The 25,353-nt window shown below is 71.1% G+C and carries 28 protein-coding genes; 11 read left to right on the top strand and 17 right to left on the bottom strand.

The window, feature by feature from the left end; translation table 11 throughout:
- The first annotated feature begins 18 nt into the window (after positions 1-18).
- Positions 19-1,980 carry a YibE/F family protein gene (locus tag DMP23_RS14130; protein WP_443111266.1) on the top strand — a complete coding sequence of 654 codons (1,962 nt, stop codon included), beginning with the start codon at positions 19-21 and terminating at the stop codon, positions 1,978-1,980.
- 80 nt (positions 1,981-2,060) lie between these two features.
- Positions 2,061-2,417: a hypothetical protein gene (locus tag DMP23_RS14125; protein ID WP_337821281.1), complete on the top strand. Its 357-nt coding sequence runs from the start codon at positions 2,061-2,063 to the stop codon at positions 2,415-2,417.
- A 29-nt stretch (positions 2,418-2,446) separates the two neighbouring features.
- On the opposite strand, the gene DMP23_RS14120 is transcribed toward DMP23_RS14125, so the two are convergent.
- Both DMP23_RS14120 and DMP23_RS14115 read right to left on the bottom strand, forming a co-directional pair.
- Positions 2,447-3,088 carry a hypothetical protein gene (locus DMP23_RS14120; protein ID WP_337821280.1) on the bottom strand — a complete coding sequence of 214 codons (642 nt, stop codon included), beginning with the start codon at positions 3,086-3,088 and terminating at the stop codon, positions 2,447-2,449.
- On the bottom strand, positions 3,085-3,669 hold the full coding sequence (locus tag DMP23_RS14115; RefSeq protein ID WP_337824401.1) for an MBL fold metallo-hydrolase: 585 nt from the start codon (positions 3,667-3,669) through the stop codon (positions 3,085-3,087). Before DMP23_RS14115 ends, DMP23_RS14120 begins: the two co-directional genes overlap by 4 nt.
- Positions 3,670-3,805: 136 nt before the next feature.
- Here DMP23_RS14115 and DMP23_RS14110 point away from each other — a divergent pair, with 136 nt between their 5' ends.
- Together DMP23_RS14110 and DMP23_RS14105 are read left to right on the top strand one after the other, a co-directional pair.
- A complete protein-coding gene (locus tag DMP23_RS14110) occupies positions 3,806-4,687 on the top strand; it encodes a peptidylprolyl isomerase (RefSeq protein ID WP_037811311.1) in 882 nt (293 codons plus the stop codon).
- Position 4,688: 1 nt separating this feature from the next.
- A complete protein-coding gene (locus tag DMP23_RS14105) occupies positions 4,689-5,474 on the top strand; it encodes an aminotransferase class IV (RefSeq protein ID WP_337821279.1) in 786 nt (261 codons plus the stop codon).
- Positions 5,475-5,481: 7 nt separating this feature from the next.
- On the opposite strand, the gene DMP23_RS14100 is transcribed toward DMP23_RS14105, so the two are convergent.
- The 4 genes from DMP23_RS14100 to DMP23_RS14085 are packed head-to-tail and all read right to left on the bottom strand — an operon-like array spanning position 5,482 to position 8,336.
- Complete coding sequence (locus DMP23_RS14100; RefSeq protein WP_337821278.1) at positions 5,482-5,631, bottom strand: hypothetical protein; 150 nt, start codon at positions 5,629-5,631, stop codon at positions 5,482-5,484.
- Between the two features lie 56 nt (positions 5,632-5,687).
- The gene (locus tag DMP23_RS14095; RefSeq protein ID WP_337821277.1) at positions 5,688-6,434 is read right to left on the bottom strand and encodes an N-acetyltransferase; all 747 of its coding nucleotides are present in this window, start codon (positions 6,432-6,434) and stop codon (positions 5,688-5,690) included.
- A 43-nt stretch (positions 6,435-6,477) separates the two neighbouring features.
- Positions 6,478-7,257 carry an enoyl-CoA hydratase/isomerase family protein gene (locus tag DMP23_RS14090; protein ID WP_337821276.1) on the bottom strand — a complete coding sequence of 260 codons (780 nt, stop codon included), beginning with the start codon at positions 7,255-7,257 and terminating at the stop codon, positions 6,478-6,480.
- A 56-nt stretch (positions 7,258-7,313) separates the two neighbouring features.
- Complete coding sequence (locus DMP23_RS14085; protein ID WP_337821275.1) at positions 7,314-8,336, bottom strand: helix-turn-helix transcriptional regulator; 1,023 nt, start codon at positions 8,334-8,336, stop codon at positions 7,314-7,316.
- Positions 8,337-8,424: 88 nt separating this feature from the next.
- Here DMP23_RS14085 and DMP23_RS14080 point away from each other — a divergent pair, with 88 nt between their 5' ends.
- Entirely contained in the window at positions 8,425-8,868 is a 444-nt protein-coding gene (locus DMP23_RS14080; protein WP_337821274.1) for a cupin domain-containing protein, read from the top strand.
- Positions 8,865-9,266 (top strand): DUF1304 domain-containing protein, encoded by a 402-nt coding sequence (locus tag DMP23_RS14075; protein ID WP_037811300.1) that lies wholly within the window; start codon positions 8,865-8,867, stop codon positions 9,264-9,266. Before DMP23_RS14080 ends, DMP23_RS14075 begins: the two co-directional genes overlap by 4 nt.
- 1 nt (position 9,267) lies before the next feature.
- On the opposite strand, the gene DMP23_RS14070 is transcribed toward DMP23_RS14075, so the two are convergent.
- The 8 genes from DMP23_RS14070 to ruvC all read right to left on the bottom strand — a co-directional run bounded on the left by DMP23_RS14070 (position 9,268) and on the right by ruvC (position 18,716).
- On the bottom strand, positions 9,268-11,625 hold the full coding sequence (locus DMP23_RS14070) for a RelA/SpoT family protein (protein WP_134661805.1): 2,358 nt from the start codon (positions 11,623-11,625) through the stop codon (positions 9,268-9,270).
- A 546-nt stretch (positions 11,626-12,171) separates the two neighbouring features.
- Positions 12,172-12,690 carry an adenine phosphoribosyltransferase gene (locus DMP23_RS14065; RefSeq protein WP_238605755.1) on the bottom strand — a complete coding sequence of 173 codons (519 nt, stop codon included), beginning with the start codon at positions 12,688-12,690 and terminating at the stop codon, positions 12,172-12,174.
- A 5-nt stretch (positions 12,691-12,695) separates the two neighbouring features.
- A complete protein-coding gene (gene secF / locus DMP23_RS14060) occupies positions 12,696-13,931 on the bottom strand; it encodes a protein translocase subunit SecF (RefSeq protein ID WP_337821273.1) in 1,236 nt (411 codons plus the stop codon).
- Between the two features lies 1 nt (position 13,932).
- Entirely contained in the window at positions 13,933-15,654 is a 1,722-nt protein-coding gene (gene secD, locus DMP23_RS14055) for a protein translocase subunit SecD (protein WP_238605753.1), read from the bottom strand.
- 218 nt (positions 15,655-15,872) lie between these two features.
- Positions 15,873-16,307, bottom strand: a complete 435-nt coding sequence (gene yajC / locus DMP23_RS14050; protein ID WP_167756704.1) for a preprotein translocase subunit YajC — start codon at positions 16,305-16,307, stop codon at positions 15,873-15,875.
- Between the two features lie 118 nt (positions 16,308-16,425).
- Positions 16,426-17,514 (bottom strand): Holliday junction branch migration DNA helicase RuvB, encoded by a 1,089-nt coding sequence (gene ruvB, locus DMP23_RS14045; protein ID WP_134727315.1) that lies wholly within the window; start codon positions 17,512-17,514, stop codon positions 16,426-16,428.
- A gap of 6 nt (positions 17,515-17,520) precedes the next feature.
- The gene (gene ruvA, locus DMP23_RS14040) at positions 17,521-18,117 is read right to left on the bottom strand and encodes a Holliday junction branch migration protein RuvA (RefSeq protein WP_037811291.1); all 597 of its coding nucleotides are present in this window, start codon (positions 18,115-18,117) and stop codon (positions 17,521-17,523) included.
- Positions 18,114-18,716, bottom strand: a complete 603-nt coding sequence (gene ruvC / locus DMP23_RS14035; RefSeq protein WP_037811289.1) for a crossover junction endodeoxyribonuclease RuvC — start codon at positions 18,714-18,716, stop codon at positions 18,114-18,116. The genes ruvA and ruvC overlap by 4 nt, the downstream gene beginning before the upstream one ends.
- A 134-nt stretch (positions 18,717-18,850) precedes the next feature.
- On the opposite strand from ruvC, the gene DMP23_RS14030 reads away from it, so the two are divergent.
- Positions 18,851-19,294, top strand: coding sequence for a cupin domain-containing protein (locus DMP23_RS14030; RefSeq protein WP_337821272.1), 444 nt, complete (start codon positions 18,851-18,853; stop codon positions 19,292-19,294).
- 13 nt (positions 19,295-19,307) lie between these two features.
- Here DMP23_RS14030 and DMP23_RS14025 read toward each other — a convergent pair whose 3' ends face one another.
- The 3 genes from DMP23_RS14025 to pdxT all read right to left on the bottom strand — a co-directional run bounded on the left by DMP23_RS14025 (position 19,308) and on the right by pdxT (position 21,519).
- Positions 19,308-19,829 carry a DUF4262 domain-containing protein gene (locus DMP23_RS14025; protein ID WP_037811286.1) on the bottom strand — a complete coding sequence of 174 codons (522 nt, stop codon included), beginning with the start codon at positions 19,827-19,829 and terminating at the stop codon, positions 19,308-19,310.
- 239 nt (positions 19,830-20,068) lie between these two features.
- Positions 20,069-20,824 carry a YebC/PmpR family DNA-binding transcriptional regulator gene (locus DMP23_RS14020; protein WP_037811285.1) on the bottom strand — a complete coding sequence of 252 codons (756 nt, stop codon included), beginning with the start codon at positions 20,822-20,824 and terminating at the stop codon, positions 20,069-20,071.
- Between the two features lie 59 nt (positions 20,825-20,883).
- Positions 20,884-21,519: a pyridoxal 5'-phosphate synthase glutaminase subunit PdxT gene (gene pdxT / locus DMP23_RS14015; protein ID WP_134661810.1), complete on the bottom strand. Its 636-nt coding sequence runs from the start codon at positions 21,517-21,519 to the stop codon at positions 20,884-20,886.
- A 413-nt stretch (positions 21,520-21,932) separates the two neighbouring features.
- Here pdxT and pdxS point away from each other — a divergent pair, with 413 nt between their 5' ends.
- The 4 genes from pdxS to DMP23_RS13995 all read left to right on the top strand — a co-directional run bounded on the left by pdxS (position 21,933) and on the right by DMP23_RS13995 (position 25,043).
- Entirely contained in the window at positions 21,933-22,844 is a 912-nt protein-coding gene (gene pdxS, locus DMP23_RS14010; RefSeq protein ID WP_037811282.1) for a pyridoxal 5'-phosphate synthase lyase subunit PdxS, read from the top strand.
- 368 nt (positions 22,845-23,212) lie between these two features.
- Positions 23,213-24,046, top strand: coding sequence for an SIS domain-containing protein (locus tag DMP23_RS14005; RefSeq protein ID WP_337824400.1), 834 nt, complete (start codon positions 23,213-23,215; stop codon positions 24,044-24,046).
- Positions 24,046-24,867 carry an ROK family protein gene (locus tag DMP23_RS14000; RefSeq protein ID WP_337821271.1) on the top strand — a complete coding sequence of 274 codons (822 nt, stop codon included), beginning with the start codon at positions 24,046-24,048 and terminating at the stop codon, positions 24,865-24,867. The genes DMP23_RS14005 and DMP23_RS14000 overlap by 1 nt, the downstream gene beginning before the upstream one ends.
- Complete coding sequence (locus tag DMP23_RS13995; protein WP_337821270.1) at positions 24,864-25,043, top strand: hypothetical protein; 180 nt, start codon at positions 24,864-24,866, stop codon at positions 25,041-25,043. The genes DMP23_RS14000 and DMP23_RS13995 overlap by 4 nt, the downstream gene beginning before the upstream one ends.
- Positions 25,044-25,353 lie beyond the last annotated feature (310 nt).

Below are 25,353 nucleotides of genomic sequence, written 5' to 3'. Positions count from 1 at the left end.
GCGAGCCGGGAGGGCAGGATGTCCGCCGTGGCACCGCACGACTACCCCGACCAGGACCCCGACGACACCGGCCCGCTGCCGCGAGTGCCGGGCGAACCCGCGTCCCCGTCCTCCGCCGTGCCACCCGCCGCTCCGCCGCGCGCCCGGCCGGAGGGACCGCGCCGGGTGCGCCGCGCCGATCCCGGGCGACCGGCCGAGCGCCCCGGACGAGCGGCTGAGCCCGGACGACCCGGCAATCCTGAACGCACGGGCGATCTCGGATGGCCGGTGGAACGCTCCGGCGGCCCCGAGCGATCGGCGGAACCCGGGCGGCCCGAGCGCAATCCCGAACGATCGGCGGAGTACGGCCGAGCCGTTGAGCGATCGGCAGAACCCGGCCGACCGGGTGAGCCTGGGCGGCCCGTCGAGCGCAATCCCGCGCGATCGGCGGAGTCTGGCCGACCAGGTGAGCGATCGGGCACTCCTGGGCGCACCGGCGAACCGGGACGGCCCGGCGACCCCCGCCGTCCGCGCGCCGCCGCGCCACGACCCGCCCAACCCGGCGCCGCACGCTCCGCGCAACCAGGCACCCCGCGCTCCGCCGATGCCCGCAGCGGCGCCCAATCCGGCGAACTGCGCCTGCCCCGCCGCCCCGGCGACACCCCGCCGCCCGGCACCCGCCGCCGTCCCCCGGCCCGGCCGCCGCAGTCCGAAAAGGACAGTCCCGATCCGGCTCTGGCCAAGGAAATCCCGCCGCCCGCCGGGCACGGCCACGGTCATGGACACGGCCACGGCCCGGCCGCCCCGGCGTCGCAGCGGGTCCGCAAACTCCTGATCTGGCTTCTCGCCCCGCTGGCGCTGGCGACCGTCGTCGGCATGATCATCCTGTACCCGTGGGGCAGTTCGCTGCCGAAGAGCGCGGTGCCGCAAGGCACGCCGGTCCAGGCGGCGATCACGACCGCGACGTCCGGTCCGTGTCTGCAGCCCGGCCAGGTCCAGGTCGGCTCGCAGCCGGACCCGGACACGAAACCGTGCCTCACTGTCGACCTGCGGATGTCCGACGGCCCGGCAGCGGGGAAACCGGTGCGGCTGACCGTCCCGATCGAGCCGAGCACGCCGCGGTTCTCCGCGGGCGACAAGGTCGTGCTCGCCTACAACGGCGGCAATCCGCTCGATCCGCAGTCGTTCACGCTCGTCGATTTCCAGCGCGGCACGCCGCTGGTCCTGCTCGCCGCGCTGTTCGCGGTCGCCGTCCTCGTGCTCGGCCGCTGGCAGGGGCTGGCCGCGCTGGTCGCGCTGGTGCTGAGCTTCGTCGTGATCGTGCTGTTCGTGCTGCCCTCGATCCTCGCCGGGGAGAACCCGCTGGTGGTGGCGATCGCCGGGGCGGGCGCGATCATGTTCCTCGCGCTGTACCTGACGCACGGCCTGTCCGCGAGAACCTCGGTCGCCGTGCTGGGCACCTTGGTCAGCCTCGCGCTGATCGGGATCCTGTCGGCGATCTTCTCCGCCGCCGCGTCGCTCACCGGCCTCGACGACAGCACCACGACGCTGATCGCCTCCCTCGGCCACGGCATCGACGCCCGCGGCCTGCTGCTGGCCGGGATCGTGATCGGCGCGCTGGGCGTGCTCGACGACGTGACGATCACCCAGACCAGCGCGGTCTGGGAACTGCGCCGCGCGAACCCTTCGCTCAGCTGGCGCGAGCTGTACAGCTCGGGCCTGCGGATCGGCCGCGACCACGTCGGCTCCGCGGTGAACACGCTGGTGATGGCCTACGCCGGGGCCGCGCTGCCGGTGATGCTGTACTCCGCGATCTCCGGCGTCGGCCTCGGCGCGCTGCTCGGCAGCGAGGACATCGCCGCGGAGATCATCCGGACGCTGGCCGGTTCGGTCGGCATCGTCGCGGCCGTGCCGGTGACGACGGTCCTGGCCGCCTTGATCGCCGCCCGCGAGCCCGTGGAGCACCTCATCAGCACCACCAAACCCGCTGAATCACACTAGCCACACGGGGACTGACCCGGCCGGGCGCGGGCGTCGCGGATGAGGTACGAAGACCGCGACCCCGCACCCGAGGAGGGGCTGTGTTCTCAGCCGTCCTGGCCGGACCCCGAGTCACCGTGCACCTGATCCGCCGCCTGTTCGCGTCGGTGCTGGAAGCGGCCGAAACAGTCCCGCGGATCGCCACCGCACTCGACGAGGTCCGCGCGACCCTGCGCCACCTCGAACGGCTGCTCTCCTACGTCGCCGAAGAACTCCCCGAGCTGACCGACCAGCTGGACCGCATCCGCGCCCGCGTGGACGGCCCGCGGGATCGCGCCGACGTTTGGGATGAGCGGCGGGACAGGCCGCAGGCCCCTCCCGCCGCTCAGCCCAAACGTCGGCATAAAGGCGATCCCGCACGCGACGGCGAAGCCGGTGCCATCAAACGCAGCTGGTGAGATCCACTCCCAACTCAACCCCAGCCAACTCAACCCAGCGTGGCCACGAACCGGCTAACCGCCTCCATCGGAAACCGCTGCAAGTACTTCCCCGAAGGAGCCGCCGAAGCCAGCCGGTACAACGGCCGTTCCGCGACCGCGTCCCCGCGAGCCTCCGCCCGCAGCTCCGCCACCAGCAGTTCCGAAAACACCAGCCCGTTCGCCTCGGTGTTGTTCAGCACCGCGTCCGCCAGCCGACGCAGCTGCAGCGCTCCCAGTTCCCGTCCGCCGGTTCCCGAAAACACCGCCAGGTCGAGCTTCACCGCACGCCGCCGATGGCCCGCGTTCACCAGCAGCGCCACGGTCCGGGTGCCGCGCACGTCGCTGATCACCACGTCCAGCCTCGGCGCGGAAAGCAAGTCCACCCGCCGGACGCCCCACGTGCGCACCACCAGCGTCGTGCCTTCCAGCCAGATCCGGCGGCGATACGCGTAGAGGACCACGTAAATCAGCGGCAGCGCGACGACCGCCGCCACGATCAGCCCTACCAGCTGCCCGCCGATCAGCCCGGCGATCCCGCCGAACGCCGCGGCCAGGATCAGCACGCCGAAGACGCCGGACCACGCGCGGCGGCGGCGCAGTTTCGGTTCGTCGGCGAACAGCGGCAGGCGTTCCGCCGGCTTCTCGGTCACTGCGCGGCTCCCGGCACGAAGGGGTTGGCGGAGCGCTCGCGGCCGATGGTCGTGGCCGGTCCGTGGCCGGGCAGCACGACGGTGTCGTCGGCGAGCGTGAGCAGTGTGCGCAACGAATTCTCCAGGTCGGCGCCGGATCCGCCGGTGCGCCCGACCGATCCGGCGAAAAGCGTGTCCCCCGTGAACACCAGCCTGCCACCCTCGCCGGTCTCGACGGTGAACGCCACCGAACCCGGCGTGTGCCCGGGCAGCGCGAGCACGCCGAGCGTCAGCCCGGCCGCCTCGATCTCTCCCGGCGCGAGCGGTTCGAAGGGCCCGTCGTACCAGTCGGCGTCGCCCGGATGGAGCCGGACCGGTGCGGCAAAAGCGCGCGAAAGCTCGGCGGCCGCGCCGACGTGGTCCGGATGGCCGTGCGTGGCGAGCAGCGCGACCGGCGTCAGGTCGTGCTCCGCCAGCGCTTCGGCCAGCGGCCCGGCGGCGCCCTCGCCCGGGTCGACGACGAGGCACGGGCCCCCGGCGGCGGGGGCCAGCAGATAGCAATTCGAGCGCAGCGGACCCGCGGCGAACCCGGCGACGAGCACCGAACCCTCCTCCCCGGAAGCGGCCTTGATCACGACCCGGTGAAGACTAGCCGCCCCTGTACGGAGTCCTAACAGGCTGTGCCCATACACTGCCGCTACCTCAGACGTGTGACTTCGAGCGGAAACTGGAGGGCGGGTGGCGACCAACCAGCAGCGCCGAGAAGCCGCAAAGCGCAAACTCGAGCGGCAGCTCGTGCGCCGGGCGGAACAGGCGAAGCGACGCAAGATCGTGGGCGCTGGAGTGGTCGGCGGTGTGGTCCTCATCGTCGCCGGTCTCGTGGTGTGGATCGTGAACAGCGGGGGCAGCGGCGACCAGCAGGCCGCCGCGCCACCGTCGAGTTCCGCGCCGCCGGTCCCGAGCGTCACGAACATCCCCACCGAGCGCACCGCGCTCCCCAAGCGCCCCAAGGCGCTGCCGAACCCGACGACGTGCTCGTACCCGGCCGACCCGAGCGGCAAGCCGCCGTCGGGCAAGAAGGCGACCGCGCCGGACGGCAAGAGCGTGTCCTCGTCCGGGACCGTGAACATCACGATGAAGACCACCCAGGGCGACATCCCGATGACGCTCGACCGCGCGCTCGCGCCGTGCACCGTGCAGGCGTTCGAGGCCCTCGCGAAGCAGGGCTTCTACACCGACACGATCTGCCACCGCCTCGGCGTCACCGACCTGCAGATGCTGCAGTGCGGCGACCCGGACGCGAAGGGCGACGTGACGACCGACGGCCGCGGCGGCCCGGGATTCACCGTGCCGGACGAGTTCATCGACACCGCGAAGTACGGCCGCGGCATCCTCGCGATGGCCAACACCGGCCAGCCGAACAGCGGCGGCAGCCAGTTCTTCATGGTCTACGGCAACGCGCCGCTGCAGCCGCAGTACACGATCTTCGGCAGCATCTCCGACGAGGGCCTGAAGGTGCTCGACAAGATCGCGAAGAACGGCATCGGAGCGATCGGCCAGGACGGGTCGACCGGCGAGCCCAAGCAGCAGGTCAAGTTCACCGCGGTCACGGTTTCCTGACGTGACCGGCCGGGTCGAGATCGGCGGCGCCGCTCCTGGCGCCGCCGATCTCGCGGCCGCGGCGACCAGCTACGGCCATTTCACCGCGATGCAGGTCCGCGACGGGCGCGTACGCGGCCTCCGCTTCCACCTCGACCGGCTTGCAGCGAACACCCGCGAGGTGTTCGGCAGCGAACTGGACACCGATCTGGTCCGCCGCTACGTCCGGCGGCTCGTCGCCGGTCAGGGCGATTTGTCGGTGCGGGTGATCATTTTCTCGCGCTCGTCTCCGCACGACCCCGCGATGACGCCCGAAATCCTCGTGCGCACCGCGCCGCCGCGCTCGCACGTCGCCACGCCGATGCGGCTGCGATCCGTTTCCTACCAACGGGATCTGCCGCATGTGAAGCATCTCGGCGGCTTCGGCCTCACGCACCATTCGCGCGCGGCCGTCCTCGCCGGTTACGACGACGCGGTGTTCCTCGCCGACGACGGCCGGATCAGCGAAGCGACGATCTGGAACGTCGACTTCCTGCGCGACGGGACGATCGTGTGGCCGGAAGCCAAGGTGCTGCCGGGAATCACGTACCTGGTGCTGGAGGACCAGCTGCGTGCGGCCGGGGTGCCGCAGGAGACGCGGCCGGTGTACCCGGCGGAACTCCCGGAGTTCGACGCGATGTTCCTGACCAACTCGGCGACAATCGGCCGCCTAGTCGCCTCGGTCGACGATGTGCCGCTACGCACCTCGCCCGCCGCGACGGAACTGCTGACCACGGCTTACGAAGCCGCGCCCTGGGACGAAATCTGACCCAGCCTCACGGCCTCCGGTGCTCCACCCAGACATTCGGCTCGACGTACACCGCCGAATCCTGCACCAGGGACACCAGCACCGGACCATCCGCGACAATCGGCCGCCCGGTCGCCTCAGTCGACGACGTGCCGCTGCGCACCTCGCCCACCGCCACCGAACTCCTCACCACGGCTTACGAAACCGCACCCTGGGACGAAATCTGACCCAGCCTCACGGCCTCCGATGCTCCACCCAGACATTCGGCTCGACATACACCGCCGAATCCTGCGCCACCGACACATGCACCGGACTCAGCGCACCTTCCACGACCACCGGACCATCCGTGTCGAACGGCAGCCCGGTCCACTCCCGCCACTGCGCGAGCGTGCCGGGGATGGTCATCGACACCGGGCAGACCTTCACGATCCGCCCGCCCGCGCGCACGTGCACCCGCAGCCACGCGTCGTAAGGCAAGCCGTCGTCGCGCACCCGGAAGGCGTACTCGCTCATCGGGGTCTCGGGTTCGTCCGCCTTCTGCGACGGCCGCACCGGGGCGTAGAGCACGTCGTGTCCGAGGCGGAAAGCGTTGTCCCGCAACGCGTTCACCATCACCGAGGCGAGCCCGGTACCCTGCCGTTCCTTGCGGACGACGATCTCCAGCGCGGTCGCCGCAGTGCGTTCGCGGCCGGCCAGCCGGTCGGCGTGCTGCCAGCGGATCACCTCGTCCCACCCGCCGTCGGGCAGCGTCTCGCGCCCGGGGCCGCCGAACGCGAACGGTGTCGAGTAGGCCTTGGCGACCGGTTCGTCGCCGTCGGTCGCGAGCAGCACGTAGTCGGCGACCGGGTCGAGTTCGCCGTAATACAGGTGCCCGGTCGGGTTGTGCTGCATGAACACCGGCCACGACCGGTCGAAGTCGGCATGGTCGGTCGCCCGGAAGATCTCCGGGTTCTGACTGCGGTGATGGATGGTCAGCGCCACAAGCTTCAGTCTCGCTGAGCCGTCAACGGGTTATTCGTGCCGGTCAGCGGTAGGTGAACTTCGGCGCGCGCCGGTTCAGGAACGCGTCCACGCCCTCCGCGTAGTCCTCCCCGTGCAGCGCGGCGAGCCGGATCTCCTCGACCTCGTCGTCGGTCTTCTCCTGCCCCGCGACGATCTTCTCGATGATCCGGTTCATCCCGCGGACCGAGGCCTGCGACCGCCCGCACAGGGTCTCGGTGAACCGCGCCGTCGCGGAGTCCAGGTCCACGGCCGGGAAAACGTCGTTGACCAGCCCGATCTCGCGCGCCCGGGTCGCGTCGACCAGTTCGCCGGACAGCAGGAAGTACTTGGCGTTCGCCGGGCCGACCAGCGACACCAGCTGCCGCGTCGAGGCGAAGTGGTAGACGATGCCGAGCTTGGCCGGGGTGATGCCGAAGCGCGCGTCGTCCGCCGCGAACCGGAAATCGCAGGCGACCGAGATCTGGCAGCCGCCGCCGATGCAGTTTCCCTGGACCATCGCGACGGTCGGCTTCCGCATCGCAGTCAGCGCCGCCACCGCGCTGTCCACGGCCTCGTCGTACTTCGCGGCCGCCTCGGCGGTCGAGCGCAGCTCGCGGAACTCGCCGATGTCGGCGCCGGCGGAGAAATGCCGTCCGGCTCCGGTCAGCACGAGCACCTTCAGCTCGGGATCGGCCTCGACCTCGGCCGCCACGCCCGGGATCGCCGCCCACATGCCGCGGGTGATCGCGTTCATCTTCTCCGGGCGGGAGAACGTCAGCCGGGCCACGGCGCCGTCGCGGGTGAACTCGAGTCCGTCCGTCATGCCCAGCACCCTAATGCGCCCGCACCGCCCTCCCGCTGTGGGACAGGTCACCGGGCCTAACCGGACAGCCGCGCCGTCAGCTCGCCCCGGCTGCGCACGCCGACCTTGCCGAACACCGACTTCAGGTGGTCCTGCACGGTGTTCGCCGAGATCCCCAGCCGGGCCGCGATGTCCGAAGTGGACAGTCCGGACAGGACTTCCCGGCACACGTCGCGTTCCCGCGCGGTCAGCCGGTACGCCGCGAGCAGCACGTCCAGCAGTTCCCCGCCGGAAGCACGGCGGATCGTCACGACGAGGTCGCGCGCGTCGTCGTCGGCGACCAACCTGCTGGCCTGCAAGACAATCCAGCCGCCGTGCGCGTCGCGGACCCGGGCCCGGAACGTCCCGCTCGCCGCCGCCTGCGCCCCGGTCGCGACCGCGCGCAGCAGCACCGCGAACCGGCCGTCGGCGATCGCGTCCAATTCGGACTCCCACGCGCCGGCCCCCTCGGTCGCCCCGCGGCGGCGACCGTCCGGTCCGACCACGACGATCGCCGGTTCCGCCGCCGGAGCCGCCCCTCGCGCCAGCGCGGCCACCCGAGTGGCCGCCGCCAATGTCGGTCCGATCGACAGCAGGAATTCCACCTCGCGGTCGCTGAACTCGCCGCGGCGCACCAGACCTGCCGCGGCCCAGCAGACGCCGTCCGCGCGGAACCCGACGCGCAGTTCGCTCTCCAGCCCGAGCGGCCGCCACACCTGCGTCCACCGGCCGCTGCGCTCGCGTTCGCGGCGCGGCAGGTCGGACAGCCGCGCCACCGGCACGGAACGGCGGGCGAGCTGCGCGAAGGCGTGCGGTTCCGCGCCGTCGTACTCGTACGTCGCCAGCAGCGGTTCGTACTCCCCCGGGATCCGCGCCCGGCCGCTGGTCATCGAGCTGATCACGGCGGTGTCCGGGTCCAGGGACGCCCAGCAGGTCAGTTCGGCGGGCACGATCCGCTCGACCAGTTCGATGGCCGCGCTGTGCAGCTCGGCGACCCCGCGACCGGCCGCGGCGAGAGCCGCCAGCTCCCGCCGCACGCTCCGCGCCCGGCCTTCCCACACCCGACGAAGTATGCGCGCGCTCCTCCCGCGCGGGTATCCCTGAATTCCGGGATGGTCCCGCTCCCCCGGCGTTTCTACCTTCGGCGGCATGACTCTCAGCGCAGCGGGCGAAGGCCCGGAACTGGACACGCAAGACTCGACCGCGACGGTGAAAGCGTCCGCCGCGGACACCAGCGGCTACGAACTGTTCGAGATCGACGCCCCGCGCGGCCCCGCCGTCCCGCCGCACGCCGACCCGTGGACGAAGGGCTTCTACGTCCTGTCCGGCCGGATCACCGTCTGCCTCGACGGCGAGCTCCACGACCTGGGCCCGGGTTCGTTCGTGCACATCCCGGCAGGCACCCCGAACACCTTCACGGTGCACACGCCGCACGCGAAGTTCCTCGTGCTCACCCCGGACGACGCGATGGGCCGGTTCTTCCGCGAAATCGACGCCACCGTCCCGTCCGGCGCCCCGTGGCCCGACGCGGTGCCGCTGCTCGGCGCTATCGCCGCCCGGCACGGGGTCGCCTTCGCGGAGCAGGCGCCGTGAACGCCGCGGTGCAGGTGTTCGCCGGGATCGCCGTTCTGGTGCACCTGCTGGCCTTCGCGTGGGAAGTTCTGCTGTTCGAACGCCCGGGCGTGCACGCGGGCATTTTCCGGATCCCTGCGGAAAACCTGCCCGCCACGCGGCTCTGGTCGTTCAACGTCGGCTGGTACAACCTGTTCCTCGCCGCCGGGCCGGCCACCGGACTGGTGCTGCTGCACACCGGAGATCCCGCGGGCGGACGCGTGCTCCTGCTCTACAGCTGCGCCTTCATGACACTCGCCGGCATCGCACTGGGCGTGTCCGACCTGCTCGCACTGAGCCGCCCACGCGGTGCGGGACGCGCCGGAGCACTCGCCCAGGCACTGCCACCGCTGGCCGCGCTCGTCGCCACGGCGTTCTGACCTACGAAGCCGACGTCACCCGGTACACGTCGTACACACCCTCGACCCCGCGCACGACCTTCAGCACGTGCCCGAGGTGCTTCGGATCGCCCATCTCGAACGAGAACCGGCTCACCGCCACGCGGTCCCGCGAGGTCGTCACCGAGGCCGACAGGATGTTCACCTTCTCGTCCGCCAGCACCTTCGTGACGTCCGACAGCAGCCGGTGCCGGTCGAGGGCCTCGACCTGGATCGCCACCAGGAACACCGAGGACGACGACGGCGCCCACTCCACCTCGACCAAGCGCTCCGGCTGGGTCCGCAGGTCGTCGGCGTTCGTGCAGTCGGTCCGGTGCACGCTCACGCCGCCGCCGCGCGTCACGAAGCCGAGGATCTCGTCGCCCGGCACCGGCGTGCAGCAACGCGCCAGCTTCGCCCAGACGTCGCTCGCGCCCTTCACGATGACGCCGACGTCGTTCGAACCGCGGCGGCGCGTGACCGTGGACGGCGTGGCCCGTTCGGCCAGCTCCTCCTCGGCCTCCTCGACCCCGCCGATCAGCGCGACGAGCCGCTGCACCACGTGCTTCGCGCTCGTGTGGCCCTCGCCGACGGCCGCGTACAGCGACGAAATGTCGCCGTGCCGCAGCTCGGTGGCGACCGAGCCCATCGACTCCGCCGACACGAGCCGCTGGATCGGCAGCCCGACCTTGCGGATTTCCTTGGTGATCGCTTCCTTGCCCGCGTCGATCGCCTCGTCGCGGCGCTCCTTCGCGAACCACTGGCGGATCTTCGCGCGCGCCTTCGGCGAACCGGCGAACTGGAGCCAGTCGCGGCTCGGCCCGGCGCTCTCCGCCTTGGACGTGAAGATCTCGACGACCTCGCCGTTCTCGAGCTTCCGCTCGAGCGCGACCAGCCTGCCGTTCACGCGCGCGCCGATGCAGCGGTGGCCGACCTCGGTGTGCACCGCGTACGCGAAGTCCACCGGCGTCGAATCCGCCGGCAGCGTGATGACGTCGCCCTTCGGCGTGAACACGAAGATCTCGCGCGCGGCCAGTTCGTAGCGCAGCGATTCGAGGAAGTCGCCCGGGTCCGCGGCCTCGCGCTGCCAGTCGAGCAGCTGCCGCATCCACGCGATCTCGTCCAGCTCCATCGCGTTGTTGCTGGCGTGCGTGCCCTTGGTTTCCTTGTACCGCCAGTGCGCGGCGATGCCGTACTCGGCGGTCCGGTGCATGTCGTAGGTGCGGATCTGCACCTCGAGCGGTTTGCCGTCCGGCCCGATCACCGTGGTGTGCAGCGACTGGTAGACGCCGAACCGCGGCTGCGCGATGTAGTCCTTGAACCGCCCGGGGACCGGCTGCCACAGCGCGTGCACCACGCCCATCGCGGCGTAGCAGTCGCGCACGTCCTCGACCAGGATCCGCACGCCGACCAGGTCGTGGATGTCATCGAGGTCGCGGCCGCGGACGATCATCTTCTGGTGGATCGAGTAGTAGTGCTTCGGCCGTCCCTCGACCTTCGCGGTGATCCGCGACGACACCAGGTTGTTCGTGAGGTCCGCGATCACCTTGCGCAGGTAGGTGTCGCGCGAGGGCGCGCGGTCGGCGACCAGCCGGACGATCTCGTCGTACTTCTTCGGCTGCAGGATCGCGAACGCGAGGTCTTCCAGCTCCCACTTCACCGTGGCCATGCCGAGCCGGTGCGCCAGCGGGGCGAGCACTTCGAGCGTTTCGCGCGCCTTGCGGGCCTGCTTCTCCGGCGGCAGGAAGCGCATCGTGCGCATGTTGTGCAGCCGGTCGGCGAGCTTGATGACCAGGACGCGCGGGTCCTTCGCCATCGCGATCACCATTTTGCGGATCGTCTCCGCTTCGGCCGAGGTGCCGAGTTTGACCTTGTCCAGCTTCGTGACGCCGTCGACCAGCTCGCCGACCTTGTCGCCGAAATCGGCCTTGAGCTGCTCCAGGGAGTAGCCGGTGTCTTCCACGGTGTCGTGCAGGAGAGCCGCGACGAGCGTGGTGGTGTCCATGCCCAGTTCGGCGAGGATGGTGGCTACCGCGAGGGGGTGGGTGATGTACGGGTCGCCGGACTTGCGGCGTTGTTCGCGGTGGAGTTCTTCGGCTACGTCGTAGGCGCGCTGGAGCTGGCCCAGGTCGGAGTTCGGGTGGAGTTCGCGGTGGATGACCGCCAGGGGTTCGAGGACCTGTTTGACCGGGGCGGCTCGTTGGGCGGTGATTCGCCTGGCCAGGCGGGCACGGACGCGGCGGGTCGCGGAGGGGTTGGGCGCCGCTCCGTTGGGCCGCCCGGTGTCCGCGGCGGTGGCGCCGTTCCTGGCGGGAGTCGCACCGCCTTTGGCGGGGACGTTGGCGTCGAGCTCTTGGCTCACCCGCACCTCCAGCTGCTTCGTGCGGCCTCGAACCTTCAGGGTAACCGGTTGGTCTTTTGGTCGGGGTGGTGACGTGGGTGTTGGGGTGGGTTGTTCGGCTCGTCGCCTGGCGGCGACATCGGCTCTTGGTTGCGTGGGGCACCCCGAAGCTTGATTGTGCTGACGGTTCGGGGGTGCTTGTCAAGGCGGGAAAGATGCCTTGACAAGCACCCCCGAACCGCAGATGAGCTTCGTATCGGGGTGCGCGGGAGGTGTGGGTGCCTCGCTCGTTGGGTGCACTGGTGCGGGTTGGGTGGTGGTGGGGCTAGCGCCCCAATGTGGCATTGGGTGCGTCGGATGCACCCAATGTGGCGTTCGGTGCGTCAGATGCACCCAATGCCGCATTGGGGCGTATCCCCGGCAGTGAGGTGGGGCGGGCCGTGAAGGGGTCCTTGAGGGAATCCAAGTCCGTGAAGGGGTCCCTCACGGCCGGGTGGAGGCGCGTGAGGGGAACCCTCAGGGAATCAGGGTCAATGAGGGTGGCCCTCACGGACAAGTCTGCGAGGGCTAGACGGTGCGGAGGGTGTGCACTGTGCGGCCGTCCAGGGCGGCGCGGCCGTTGAGTGCTGCCAGTTCCAGTACTACTGAAATGCCGGTGAGCGTTGCGCCTGCGTCTTCCAGGAGTTTCGCGGTTGCTGCCACGGTGCCGCCGGTGGCCAGGACGTCGTCCATGACTGCGATGCGTTGGCCTGGTTTCACGACGTTGGCGGGGAGTTCGACGCTGGCGGTGCCGTACTCCAGGGAGTAGTCCACTCGGCCTGCTACCGACGGGAGTTTGCCTGGCTTCCTTACCAGCACCACGCCCATGCCGCGGGAGTAGCCGACTGCCGCGGCCAAGAGAAAGCCGCGGGCCTCGACTCCGGCCACCAGGTCGGTGGCCGGGTCGAGGGTGTTCGCCAGTGCGTCGGCGACGGCGGCGAAGCCGGGGCCGTCGGCGAACAGCGGGCTGAGATCGCGGAACAGGACGCCTGGTTCCGGGAAGTCCGGGACTTCGGCGATCAGGTCCAGTGCCTCGTCGAGCTTCATGAGGGTCAGCGCTTCTTCTTCCCCGACGGACGCTGCTTCGGGTGCCGCGCCGGGACGCCGGCCGCGGCGGCCATGGCCTTTTCCTTGCGGAGTTCGGCGGCCAGCTGGTCCTCGTCAGCAGCGTCGAAGTCGTCGTCGGCGGCTTCGCGCTTGGCTGCCTTCGCCCGGCGGGCGGCGACGCGCTCGGCCTGCTGGCGGTACTGCGGGTCGCGCATCTTGAAGTCGACCAGCAGCGGCGTCGCCAGCGCGACCGACGACAGGACGCCGACCAAGGTACCGGTGAGCTGCACCAGCGCCAGGTCCTGCAGCGTGCCCGAGCCGAGCAGGATGTAGCCGACGATCAGCAGGCCCAGGATCGGCAGCAGGGCGATGAACGCGGTGTTGAACGACCGCATCAGGGTCTGGTTCAGCGCCAGGTTCGCCGCCTCCGCGTACGTGCGCCGCGACAGGCCGAGCAGGCCGCGGGTGTTCTCCCGGACCTTGTCGAACACCACCACGGTGTCGTACAGCGAGAACCCGAGGATCGTCAGCAGGCCGATCACCGTCGCGGGCGTGACCTCGAAGCCCACCAGCGAGTACACGCCCGCCGTGACCACGATGTCGTGCAGCAGCGAGATGAGCGCCGCGAACGCCATCCTGGTGTCGAAGTAGATCGCCAGGAAGATCACGACGGCGACCAGGAACACCGCGAGCGCGATCAGGGCCTGGCGCGAGATCTCGTCGCCCCACGACGCGCTCACCGCGCTGTCGCTGATCGCCTGCTCGCTCGACTTGCCGTTGCTGCCGATCGGGCCGAGGTCCTCGAAGATCTGCTTCTTGACCTTCGCGACCTGGTCCGCGGTCAGCGTCTCGGAGCGGGTCTGGATGGTCGACGCGTTGCCGGTGCCGACCGTCTGGGTCTCCGCCGGCGCCTCGCCCAGCGCGGTGTTGAACGACTTGATCACCTGGTCCTGGGTGATCTGGCCGTGCGAACCGTGCGCGGGCAGCTGGATCTGCGTGCCGCCCTCGAACTCGATGCCGACGTTGAAGCCGCGGAAGATCATCGAGCCGATGCACACCAGGAGCAGCAGCGCGAAGAACATGTACCAGCGCTTGCGCGAGCCGACGATGTCGACCGCGCCGGTGCCGACGTAGAGCCGGTGGAAGAAGCTTTCCTTCTTGGCGGGCTGGGCCGCCGTGCTGCCCTGGCCGGTCGGGCCGTCGGGGCTGTCCGAGGTGACGCCCGCGGTTTCGTCGCTCACGTCAGGCCTCCTTCACGTTCGCGCGGCGGCCGGGAGCGGGGCGCGTGGACTTGCGCTGCGCGCCGAGCTTCTGGACGGCGCCGAGGCCGAGATTCCGGGGGTTGGACAGGAACTTCGACTTCGAGGTCGACACCATCGCCACGAGCGGATGCGTGACCAGGTAGACGACCACCAGGTCGAGCACCGTCGACATGCCGAGGGTGAACGCGAAGCCCTGCACGTCGCCGACCGCGATGATGTACAGGATCGCGGCGGCGAGGAAGCTGACCGCGTCCGAGGCCAGGATCGTGCGCCGCGCCCTCGCCCAGCCGCGCGGCACCGCGGACCGGAACGTCCGGCCCTCCCGGATCTCGTCTTTCAGGCGTTCGAAGTAGATGACGAACGAGTCCGCGGTGATGCCGATCGCGATGATCAGGCCGGCGACGCCCGCGAGGTCGAGCGTGTACCCGATCCACCGGCCGAGCAGCACCAGCACCGCGTAGACGAGCAGGCCGGACAGCACCAGCGACCAGATCGTGAGGATGCCGAGCAGCCGGTAGTAGAACAGGCAGTAGACGAACACGACCGCGAGGCCGATGGCGCCGGCGATCAGGCCCGCCTGCAGCGAGGCGTAGCCCAGCGTCGCGGACACCGTGGTGGCGTCGGACGAGTCGAACGACAGCGGCAGCGAACCGTACTTGAGGATGTCCGCCAGGTTCTTCGCATCGGTCTGGGTGAACTTGCCGGTGATCTGCGTGTTGCCGCCAAGGATGGCGTTCTGCACGGTCGGCGCGGACACCACGTCCGTGTCGAGCACGAACGCCGCCTGCTTGCCGATGTTGGCCGACGTGAAGTCGCCCCAGGTCTTGCCGCCCGCGCTCTTGAAGCTCAGGTCGACGATCCACTGGCCGCGCTGCTGGTCGTAGCCGGAGTTGGCGTTGGCGATCTCGGTGCCGGGGATGATCTCCGGGCCGAGCACGTACTTGGTGGCGTCCTTGTCGCCGCAGGTGACCAGCGGCTGGTTCGGCAGGTCGTTGCCCTCCAGCGGGTCCGCGGCGTTCGGCGCGCAGGTGAGCGAGGCGAGCGCCTTCTGCTGCGCGGCCTGCGCGGCGGCGGCCTCCTGCTGGTTCTTCGGGTCCTTCGGCATCAGGGCGGGAGCCTGGCGCACGGCGCGGGCCTGCTCGATCGGGTTCTTGCCCGCGTCCTGGCCGCCTGCTCCCGAGGCCGGGGCCGACGGCGTCGTGCTCGGCGGCTGCTGCGCCGGGGCGCCTTCCGCTCCCCCGCCGCCGGCGGGCTTGCTCGGCGCGGTCGCCGGGGCGCTCGGGGCGCCGGAGGCGGGAGCCGAGGGCGGCGCGGCCGGGGTGTTCGGGACCGAGGTGATCACCTCGCGGATCCCGAGCTTGGCGGTCCGGCCCAGGTTCTTCGCCTCGTCGCCCTGCTCGCCCGGCACGGTGATCACGATGTTGTTGCCGTCGAGCACCACCTCGGTGCCGCCGACGCCGATCCCGTTGACGCGGGTCTCGATGATCTGGCGCGCCTGGTTCAGCGAGTCGCGGGTGGGCTGGCCGCCGTCGGGCGTGCGCGCGGTGAGCGTGACCCGGGTGCCGCCCTGGAGGTCGATGCCGAGTTTCGGCGTCGCTTTGCCGCTGCCGGTGAAGAACACCAAGGCGTACAGCACGACCACGATCAGGGCGAAGAAGGCGAGATAGCGTCCCGGGCGGAGATGCCCGGCCGATGGTGCCACTGTGCTTCGGTCTCCTCGAACTGGCACGGACTGGATGGACCCCAAGTGGTTCGGGTGCGCGAGCCGGAAGGGGGTCCCCCGGACGCGGCTGGGCGTGAACTATGACGGCGGACACGCACGCAGCACCGAGACAGTACTCGGTGCTGCGTGAGCCCGGCGTTCGCCCGTACCGACTTTCGTAGGCTGTGGGCGGATCACTGCCCGGTGAAGCCCGGAGGCTACTTCTTCCCGTGCTCGAGCGGGGGCGCCACCTGCGCACCGGAGGTCTGCTTCTCCTCGGCGGAGATCGACTCCTGGGCCGGGGCCTCCGAAGACGACGCGGCAGGCGCGGCCGACTCGATGCCCGCGGTCTCGGTCTCGGCCGAGTCCTCGTTCTCCTCGGTCTCGACGACCGGCTCGACCTTCTCGCGCACCGCGAGCCGCAGCCAGGTGGTGACGACGCCCGGCGCGATCTCGATGTCGATCGTGGTCTCGCTGCTCGTGTCGGCGACCGTGCCGTACAGGCCCGACGTGGTCATCACGCGGTCGCCCGGGGCGATGCTGTTCTGCATCTCCTGCTGAGCCGCCTGCTGCTTCTTCTGCTTGCGGGTGCCCATGACGAGCGGCACGGCCACCACGAGCAGCAGCAGCAACGGCAGCAGTAACTGGTTCATGACTCTCCTCGACGGACGCCTTTCTCGGCTGCCCGCGTCCGGTTTCGACGGATGTGCTGTGTTCGAGTGTGCCAGGTACCGGCGGAAACGCCACCACCCGGGCCGCTGTCCGCCCTTGTCAGGCCTGGTCGAACAGCGTCGGACCGCCCGCCTCGGGACGTCCCGCTTCCGGCGGCGGCACGAGCCCGAGGTGGTGCCACGCGGCCGCGGTCGCGACCCGGCCGCGCGGAGTGCGGGCGAGCATACCGGCCCGGACCAGGTAAGGCTCGCACACCTCCTCGACGGTGGTGGCCTCCTCGCCGACGGCGACCGCGAGCGTCGAAATGCCCACCGGTCCCCCGCCGAACGAGCGGGTCAGCGCGCCGAGCACGGCCCGGTCCAGCCGGTCCAGGCCCAGTTCGTCGACGTCGTAGACCTTCAGCGCGGCCTGCGCGACGTCCAAGGTCACCTTGCCGTCGGCGCGCACCTCGGCGTAGTCGCGGACCCGGCGCAGCAGCCGGTTGGCGATGCGCGGGGTGCCGCGCGAACGGCCGGCGATCTCGGCGCAGCCGTCGCGGTCGATTTCGATGCCGAGGATGGTCGCGGCGCGGCGGACGACCAGTTCCAGCTCGGCCGCGGAGTAGAACTCCATCTGGCCGGTGAAGCCGAACCGGTCGCGCAGCGGCCCGGTCAGCGATCCGGACCGGGTGGTGGCCCCGACCAGCGTGAACGGCGCGATCTCCAGCGGGATGCTGGTCGCCCCCGGCCCCTTGCCGACGACGACGTCGACCCGGAAGTCCTCCATCGCGAGGTACAGCATCTCCTCGGCGGGCCGGGCGATGCGGTGGATCTCGTCGATGAACAGGACGTCGCCGGGCGCGAGGTTGGACAGCATCGCGGCCAGGTCGCCCGCGCGTTCCAGGGCGGGCCCGGAGGTGATCCGGATGGCCGCGCCCAGTTCGGCGGCGACGATCATCGCCATGCTCGTCTTGCCGAGGCCGGGCGGGCCGGACAGCAGCACGTGGTCGGGCGGGACGTCGCGCCGCCGGGCGCTCTCCAGCACCAGTTCCAGCTGCTCGCGGACGCGTTCCTGGCCGACGAACTCGTCCAGTTTGCGCGGCCGGAGCGAGGTTTCCAGGTCGCGTTCGCCGGTCTGGGCGAGCGCGGACAGCGTTTCGTCGTCCGCCTCGTACCCGCCGGTGTCGAACTCGGTGACTTCGTGGTTCATCGGCGGCTACCGCTTGCGGCCCAGCGCGGCCAGCGCCGCGCGCAGCACCGACGACGTGGTGTGCCCGTCGCCCTCGGACAGCACCTTGTCCACCGCCTGCTCGGCCTGCTTGGCCGGGAACCCGAGCCCGGCCAGCGCTTCGACCACCTCGCCGCGCAGCGCGCCGGGCGCGGTCACCACCGGGGCGTCGGCGGCGCCGCCGAGCGCGGTGACCTTGTCCCGCAGTTCGAGGCTGAGCCGTTCGGCCCCCTTGCGGCCGATGCCGGGGACCTGGGTGAGCACGGTGATGTTGCCTTCGACGAGCGCCGCGCGCAGCTTGTCCGGCTCCAGCACGGCCAGCGTCGCCAGCGCGAGCCGCGGCCCGATCCCGGACACCGTCTGGAGCAGGCCGAACAGCTCGCGCGCGTCCTCCTCGGCGAACCCGAAGAGGGTCAGCGAGTCCTCGCGCACGACCAGCGCGGTGTGCAGCCGCGTCTGCTCGCCGCGGCGCAGCGTGGCCAGCGTCGCCGGGGTGGCCTGCACGGCGAGGCCGACGCCGCCGACCTCGACCACCACGTGGTCGAGCCCGACGGACAGCACTTCGCCGCGTACCGAGGAGATCATCGTCGTGCTCCTGTTTCGTTCTGCTTCGTGGTGGTTCCGGCCGCCTTGGCCGCGGCCGCGAGCCGCGCCTTGTGGGCGCGGACCAGTTCGGCCGCGCGGGCCTCGGCCTCGGCGAGCCGGACCCGCATCGGCTCGCGCCAGAGGTGGCAGATGGCGAGCGCGAGCGCGTCGGCCGCGTCCGCCGGATGCGGTTTGACCTCGAGCCCGAGCAGCCGCATCACCATGGTGGTGACCTGTGCTTTGTCCGCGCGGCCGGACCCGGTGACGGCGGCCTTGACCTCGCTGGGCGTGTGGAAGACGACCGGCAGCCCACGCCGCGCCGCCGACAGCGCCACGACCCCGCCCGCCTGCGCGGTGCCCATCGCGGTGCGGACGTTGTGCTGCGCGAACACCCGCTCGACGGCAACCGCTTCGGGCCGGTACTTGTCGAGCCAGCGCTCCACCTCGTCGGCGACGCCGAGCAGCCGCTGCGCGAGATCCTGGTCGGCGGGCGTGCGCACGACCCCGACCGCGACCGGGCGCACGGACCGGCCCTTGCCGCCGTCGACCACGCCGAGGCCGCACCTGGTCAGACCGGGGTCGACCCCGAGCACCCGCACCGTTTCTCCTTCGCCCGCGCGAACATTAGTTCGAGATGCAGGCTAACGGTCGCCGAGCGCGGCCCGGCGGACGGACACGCGAAAACGGCGGCCGAGGTGGACGCCGGATCCGCTCCGCGAGCACGATGGGGCGCATGCCGGGACCGGAGGACTACGTCAAGCACCTGGGGCTGGAACCGTTGCCGGTGGAGGGCGGCCGGTTCGCGGAAAGCTGGCGCGCCCCCGAAAGTTCGGCGATCTATTACCTGCTCACCGCGCCCGAAATCTCCGCGCCGCACCGGCTCGACCGGGTCGAGGTGTTCGTGCACCACGCCGGTTCGCCCGCGCGGATGCTCCTGCTGCATCCGGACGGCGAGGTGACGCGCCCGGTGCTGGGCAGCGACGTGGCCGCCGGGGAACGCCCGCAGGTGGTGGTGCCCGCGGGGACATGGCAGGCCACGGTGTCGCTGGGCGCGTGGAGCCTGCTCGGCACCGTCGTGGTGCCGCCGTATACCGACGACTGCGTGGAGTTCGCGGATCCGGCGACGCTGGCCGAGCGCTTTCCGGACGCCGCCGACGACCTAGCCGCGCTGGGCTAGCCGGGAGCCGCGGTCAGGGGCCGTCGACGCCGGGCGTCCAGCTCTCCGGGTCGCCGCTCTCGGTGAGCACCGGCTGCCATTCGGCGAAGCCCTCGGGCGCGTCGGCGTGCCACGGGAAGTGCCCGTCCGGCGTCGCGACGATCATCTGCAGCGCCGGGAAGTCGCCGTCCGGGTAGACGAGGAACGCGGACCCGAAGTACTCCGGGTAGTGGCCTTTCGCGACGCGCTCGAAGATCACCGGCGCGCCCTCGAAGAAATCGTCGTAGCGTTTGCCGACCTCGAAGATCTCGCCGTTGGCGGAGCGGTCGACGTACGCGTCGAGCAGCACCGGGGCCATGTGGTCGGGCAGCCCGATCACGACGGCTTCGGGCACGTTGTGCAACGCCCACGCGCACGCGGTGAAGCAGTAGCCGGCCCCTTGGTCGTCGGCGGGCACGGCGATGACCGCGTTGCCCCGTTCCCTTGCCTGGGTCTCGATCCAGGCGATGAGGCTCTGCTCTTGCTCGGTGAGGGCGGAGGTCGTCACGGCGGACATTCTGCCCCACCCGCGCGCCCGAGCCCAGTCCCCGCGCCGGTCATTTTCCGCCTGCGCCTAGGATTTTCGCGGTTTCCGTTGCGCGGCAAGGGAAACCTTGCACGAAAACGGCCGCGCCCCCGGAGTGCCGGGAGCGCGGCCGTGTCGCGTGCGATTGGATCAGTCCACCTCGGCCATGACCTCGTCGGAGACGTGGAATCCGGCACAGTGCGTAGACGTTGCCCGTCCCACCGCCGAGATCAGTCCACCTCGGCCATGACCTCGTCGGACACGTCGAAGTTGGCATAGACGTTCTGCACGTCGTCGCAGTCCTCGAGCGCGTCGATCAGCTTGAAGACCTTCTTCGCGCCGTCGACGTCGAGCGGCACGCTCACCGACGGCAGGAAGGTCAGCTCGGCCGATTCGTACTCGAACCCGGCTTCCTGCAGCGCCTTGCGGACCGGGACGAGGTCGGTGCCCTCGGAGACGATCTCGAAGCTCTCGTCGAGGTCGTTGACCTCCTCGGCGCCCGCGTCGAGGACCGCCATGAGGACGTCGTCCTCGGTCGCGTCCGCCTTGGGCATGATCACGACGCCCTTGCGGTTGAACATGTAGGCGACCGAACCCGGGTCGGCGAGCGAGCCGTTGTTGCGCGTGAGCGCGGTACGGACCTCCATCGCGGCGCGGTTCTTGTTGTCGGTGAGGCACTCGATCAGCACCGCCACGCCGTTCGGGCCGTAGCCCTCGTACGTGATGTTCTGCCAGTCGGCGCCGCCCGCCTCCTCGCCGGCGCCGCGCTTGCGCGCGCGCTCGATGTTGTCCTGCGGGACGGAGTTCTTCTTCGCCTTCTGGATGGCGTCGTACAGCGTGGGGTTGCCGTCCGGGTCCCCTCCCCCGGTCCCGGTGCGGGCGGCGACCTCGATGTTCTTGATCAGCCGCGCGAAGAGCTTGCCCCGCTTGGCGTCGAGGTTCGCCTTCTTGTGCTTCGTCGTGGCCCACTTGGAGTGGCCGCTCATCTTTCCTCCATCTGTTCCCGCGGCCGCGTGCCTCCCGGCGCGGCCGCCGCAATCCTTGCTCAGGCTTTCCGCACGAGCTCGACGAACAGCCGGTGCACGCGCTCGTCCCGGGTGATCTCCGGGTGGAACGCCGTGGCCACCACCGCCCCCTGCCGGACGGCGACGATCCTATCCGCCCTCGGCCCGTCCGGCGGGTCCTCCGGGTCCGGCACGGTGGCCAGCACCTCGACCCCGGCTCCCGCCTTCTCGACCCACGGGGCCCGGATGAACACCGCGTGCAGCGGCCCGCCGGGCAGCCCGGCGAACGGGAGGTCGGCCTCGAAGGAGTCGACCTGCCTGCCGAACGCGTTGCGGCGCACGACGACGTCGAGCCCGCCGAGCTGCTGCTGGTCCGGGCGCCCGTCGAGCACCTGGCGGGCCAGCAGGATCATCCCGGCGCACGAGCCGAACGCGGGCAGGCCGCCGGCGATCCGCTCGCGCAGCGGTTCGAGCAGCTCGAAGGTCTCGAGCAGCCGCGACATCGTGGTGGACTCCCCGCCGGGCAGCACCAGGCCGTCCACTCGGGACAGCTCGGACGGGCGGCGCACCGGAACCGCGCGCGCCCCCGCGCTCTCCAGCATCGCGACGTGCTCGCGCACGGCGCCTTGCAGGGCGAGCACGCCGACCGCCGGCCGTGCTCCCGTAGCTGTCGCCACCCGACCTCCCGTGAGACGTTCGCATCAGCTTAGGGGGGCCGTCCGGAACGCAACCGGGCAGGTAAGGCGGGCAGCACCGGGGCCGCCGCCCACTCGCGGAGCGCTCCGGCGGCCGGTCCCGGGCCGACGTGAAGTGGACTGCTGAAATCTGTCGCCAGTGGCCACCTCGAAGGTGGTCTCCCCTGGCATCGAGGCAGCCTGTCTCCGGCGGGCCGGCCTCGTCTCCCATGGTAGGCCGTTCCGGAAGCCCCAGGTCAACGCTTCCCGGCGGAAAAGTGACCGAGCCCAAGTGGATCTTTCGGCGTGGAAAGTGGCCTTCCGAGATAGCCGCGCAATGGCCTGCCTCAGCGGTCCACCGTCGTCTTACTCTGGAGGAGAAGACCCATTCAGCTCCCCCGAGAAAGGCCCGCAAGGTGTCGCAGCAGCAGAACGCCGAACCCCAGACCGTCACCGGCACCGCGAAGGTCAAGCGCGGCATGGCGGAGATGCTCAAGGGCGGCGTGATCATGGACGTCGTGACCGCCGACCAGGCCAAGATCGCCGAGGACGCGGGCGCGGTCGCCGTCATGGCGCTGGAGCGCGTCCCCGCGGACATCCGCGCCCAGGGCGGCGTCGCCCGGATGAGCGACCCGGACCTCATCGACGGCATCATCGAAGCGGTGTCGATCCCGGTCATGGCGAAGGCGCGGATCGGGCACTTCGTCGAGGCGCAGGTGCTGCAGTCGCTCGGCGTCGACTACATCGACGAGTCCGAGGTGCTCACCCCCGCCGACTACGCGAACCACATCGACAAGTGGGCGTTCACCGTGCCCTTCGTCTGCGGCGCGACCAACCTCGGCGAAGCGCTCCGCCGCATCACCGAGGGCGCGGCGATGATCCGCTCGAAGGGCGAGGCCGGCACCGGCGACGTCTCGAACGCGACCACGCACATGCGCAAGATCCGCGGCGAGATCCGCCGCCTGCAGTCCCTGCCCGAGGACGAGCTGTTCGTCGCGGCCAAGGAACTGCAGGCGCCGTACGAGCTGGTCCGCGAGGTGGCCGAGGCGGGCAAGCTCCCGGTCGTGCTGTTCACCGCGGGCGGCATCGCCACCCCGGCCGACGCCGCGATGATGATGCAGCTCGGCGCGGAAGGCGTGTTCGTGGGTTCGGGCATCTTCAAGTCCGGCAACCCGGCGCAGCGCGCGGAGGCGATCGTGAAGGCCACGACGTTCCACGACGACCCGGACGTGCTGGCGAAGGTTTCGCGCGGGCTCGGCGAAGCCATGGTGGGCATCAACGTCGAGGACGTGCCGGAGCCGCACCGCCTCGCCGAGCGCGGCTGGTGACGTAGCCGCTCCACCTGAACTGACTGCGCGAGCGGTGAGGGACACCCGTCCTTCACCGCTCGCGCTTTTTACGTTCTGCACCTGTTATGGCCGAACCAGGCAGCGCTCGTAGCCACGTTGCCGCTCCGCGACGTTCGGACGCTCACAACAGCCCATCCGTGATGATTGAAGATGATGCAAATCGCTCACTTCAAGCAGAAACGATCGTCTACACTGAGGGCCGCGCTCAGTTCACGGACCGAAGGGCCTTCATGTCAGAGCCGTCCTCCCCCGAGTCGTTCTCGTCCGAGTCCTCCGTGTCCGATGCGGCCGGTGCGCTTTCCGCGCCGGGTTCCTTCGTGGCCGCCGAACTGGCCTCCCAGCCGCAGATGTGGCGGGCCGCCGCGGACTGCGCCGGGCCCGCCGCCCGAGTGCTGCCGCGGCCTGGCGAGCGGGTGGCCGTCGTCGGGTGCGGCACCAGCTGGTTCGTCGCGATGAGCTACGCCGCCATGCGAGAGCAGCGGGGCCTCGGCGTCACCGACGCGTTCGCCGGGTCCGAGTACCCGCCCGGCCGCGAGTACGACCGGGTGGTCGCGATCTCCCGGTCCGGCACCACTACCGAAATCATCGAACTGCTGTCCGCGCTGGCCGGGCAGCGCACCACGCTGATCACCGCGGTGGGCGACGGGCCGGCGGCCTCGGTCGCGGCGGAAGTGGTCGAGCTGCCGTTCGCCGACGAGCGTTCGGTGGTGCAGACCCGCTTCGCCACGAGCACGCTCGCGCTGCTGCGCGCCGGCCTCGGCGACGACATCGACGAGCTGGCGCGGCAGGCTGAACGCGCGCTGCTGGAACCGGTCGACGATCTGCTCGACGCCGAACAGGTCACCTTCATCGGGCGCGGGGCCGCGGTCGGCATCAGTTGCGAGGCCGCGCTCAAAACCCGGGAAGCGGCGCAGTTCTGGGCCGAGGCCTATCCCGCGATGGACTACCGGCACGGCCCGATCGCCATCGCGCAGTCCGGCAGGCTCGTGTGGTCGTTCGGCGAGACCCCGGACGGGCTGGCCGCCGAGATCGCCCGCACCGGCGCCCGGTTCGTGCACCACGATCTCGACCCGCTCGCCGGGCTGGTCGTGGCGCAGCGGTTCGCGGTGGCGCTCGCGCGGCGGCGCGGGCTCGATCCCGATCGGCCGCGGTCGCTGACCCGTTCGGTCATCCTCGCCTGATGGCCGTCCTCGGCGCCGACGTCGGCGGCACGACCGTGAAGATGCGCGTGACCGACGGCCGTTCCGTGTCCGCCGAATGGCGCGAACCGACCCCGTTCGGCGACCCCGCGGCGCTCGCCGACCTGGTGGCCCGGGCCGCCGCGAGCTACCCGGTCGAGGCGGTGGGCCTGGTGGTCCCGGGGATCGTGGACGAGCGCGCCGGACGGTGCGTGAAGGCGGTCAATCTCGGCTGGGACGACGTTCCGGTCCACGACCTCGTCTCCGCGCGCCTCGACGTCCCGCTCGCGTTCGGGCAGGACGTCCGCGCGGGTGCGCTCGCCGAAGCCCGCACCGGAGCGGCGGCCGGCGACTCGGGACCGGTGCTGTTCGCCCCGGTCGGCACCGGTTTCGCGACCGCACTGGTGGTGCGCGGCGAGGTGCTCGACGCGGGCCCGTGGGCAGGCGAAGTCGGCCAGATCCGGCTGCCCGACGGCCGCCGCGTCGAGGAGGTCGCGTCGGCGTCCGGACTCGCGCGCCGAGCCGGAGCCCCGGACGCGGCCGCAGTCGCCGCGCGGGTTCGCGACGGAGACCCGGCGGCGGCCGAGGCGTGGGGCGAGTGCGTCCGCGCGCTCGCGGAGCCGATCGCCTGGGCGACCGCCGTGGCCGGCTGCACCACCGTGGTCGTCGGCGGCGGCCTCGCCGAGGCGGGTGCCCTGCTGCTCGACCCACTCGCCCGCGAGGTCGCGCATCGGCTCGGGGCGCTGCGCGCGCCTGCGATTGTCCAGGCGCACCACGGGGATCGGGCTGCTGTGGTGGGTGCGACGTTGTTGGCGCTGCGATGATCGTCATCGCCACGTCCAACCCCGCGGGCCGCCGCACCACCGCCGTTGCCGAGGCGGGCACCCTCCTGCTCGAACCACTCGCCCGCGAGATTGCGCATCGGCTCGAGGCTCGCGACTGTCCAAGCGCGCCACGGCGATCGGGCGTGGTGGGCGCGACACTGCTGGCGCTGCCATGATCGCCGTCGCCACACCTAACCCCGCAGCCCGCCGCAGCACCGGCGGCCTCGCCGAAGCGGGCACCCTCCTGATCGACCCCCTCGCCCGCGAGACTGCGCATCAGCCCCGGAGCCCGCGACTGTCCAAGCGCACCATGGCGATCGGGCGTGGCGGGCGCGACACTGCTGGCGCTGCCATGATCGCCGTCGCCACACCTAACTCTGCGGCCCGCTGCACCACCGCCGTCGCCGAGGCGGGCACTCTGCTGCTCAACCCACCCACCCCCGAAGTCGGGCATAGGGCGCTGAGCGCACCTGCGATTGCCCAAGC

It is taken from the genome of Amycolatopsis sp. A1MSW2902 (assembly GCF_017312175.1).
Lineage (GTDB): Bacteria > Actinomycetota > Actinomycetes > Mycobacteriales > Pseudonocardiaceae > Amycolatopsis > Amycolatopsis nivea.
This window is presented reverse-complemented; position numbering and strand designations above follow the sequence as displayed.

Coding starts and splice junctions, on each gene's coding strand:
- DMP23_RS14130 (WP_443111266.1), top strand. CDS start 19: ATGTCCGCCGTGGCACCGCACGACTACCCCGACCAGGACCCCGACGAC.
- DMP23_RS14090 (WP_337821276.1), bottom strand. CDS start 7,257: ATGACGGACGGACTCGAGTTCACCCGCGACGGCGCCGTGGCCCGGCTG.
- DMP23_RS14080 (WP_337821274.1), top strand. CDS start 8,425: ATGACTCTCAGCGCAGCGGGCGAAGGCCCGGAACTGGACACGCAAGAC.
- DMP23_RS14065 (WP_238605755.1), bottom strand. CDS start 12,690: ATGAAGCTCGACGAGGCACTGGACCTGATCGCCGAAGTCCCGGACTTC.
- yajC (WP_167756704.1), bottom strand. CDS start 16,307: ATGAACCAGTTACTGCTGCCGTTGCTGCTGCTGCTCGTGGTGGCCGTG.
- ruvB (WP_134727315.1), bottom strand. CDS start 17,514: ATGAACCACGAAGTCACCGAGTTCGACACCGGCGGGTACGAGGCGGAC.
- ruvA (WP_037811291.1), bottom strand. CDS start 18,117: ATGATCTCCTCGGTACGCGGCGAAGTGCTGTCCGTCGGGCTCGACCAC.
- DMP23_RS14030 (WP_337821272.1), top strand. CDS start 18,851: ATGCCGGGACCGGAGGACTACGTCAAGCACCTGGGGCTGGAACCGTTG.
- DMP23_RS14025 (WP_037811286.1), bottom strand. CDS start 19,829: ATGTCCGCCGTGACGACCTCCGCCCTCACCGAGCAAGAGCAGAGCCTC.
- DMP23_RS14020 (WP_037811285.1), bottom strand. CDS start 20,824: ATGAGCGGCCACTCCAAGTGGGCCACGACGAAGCACAAGAAGGCGAAC.
- DMP23_RS14005 (WP_337824400.1), top strand. CDS start 23,213: ATGTGGCGGGCCGCCGCGGACTGCGCCGGGCCCGCCGCCCGAGTGCTG.
- DMP23_RS14000 (WP_337821271.1), top strand. CDS start 24,046: ATGGCCGTCCTCGGCGCCGACGTCGGCGGCACGACCGTGAAGATGCGC.
- DMP23_RS13995 (WP_337821270.1), top strand. CDS start 24,864: ATGATCGTCATCGCCACGTCCAACCCCGCGGGCCGCCGCACCACCGCC.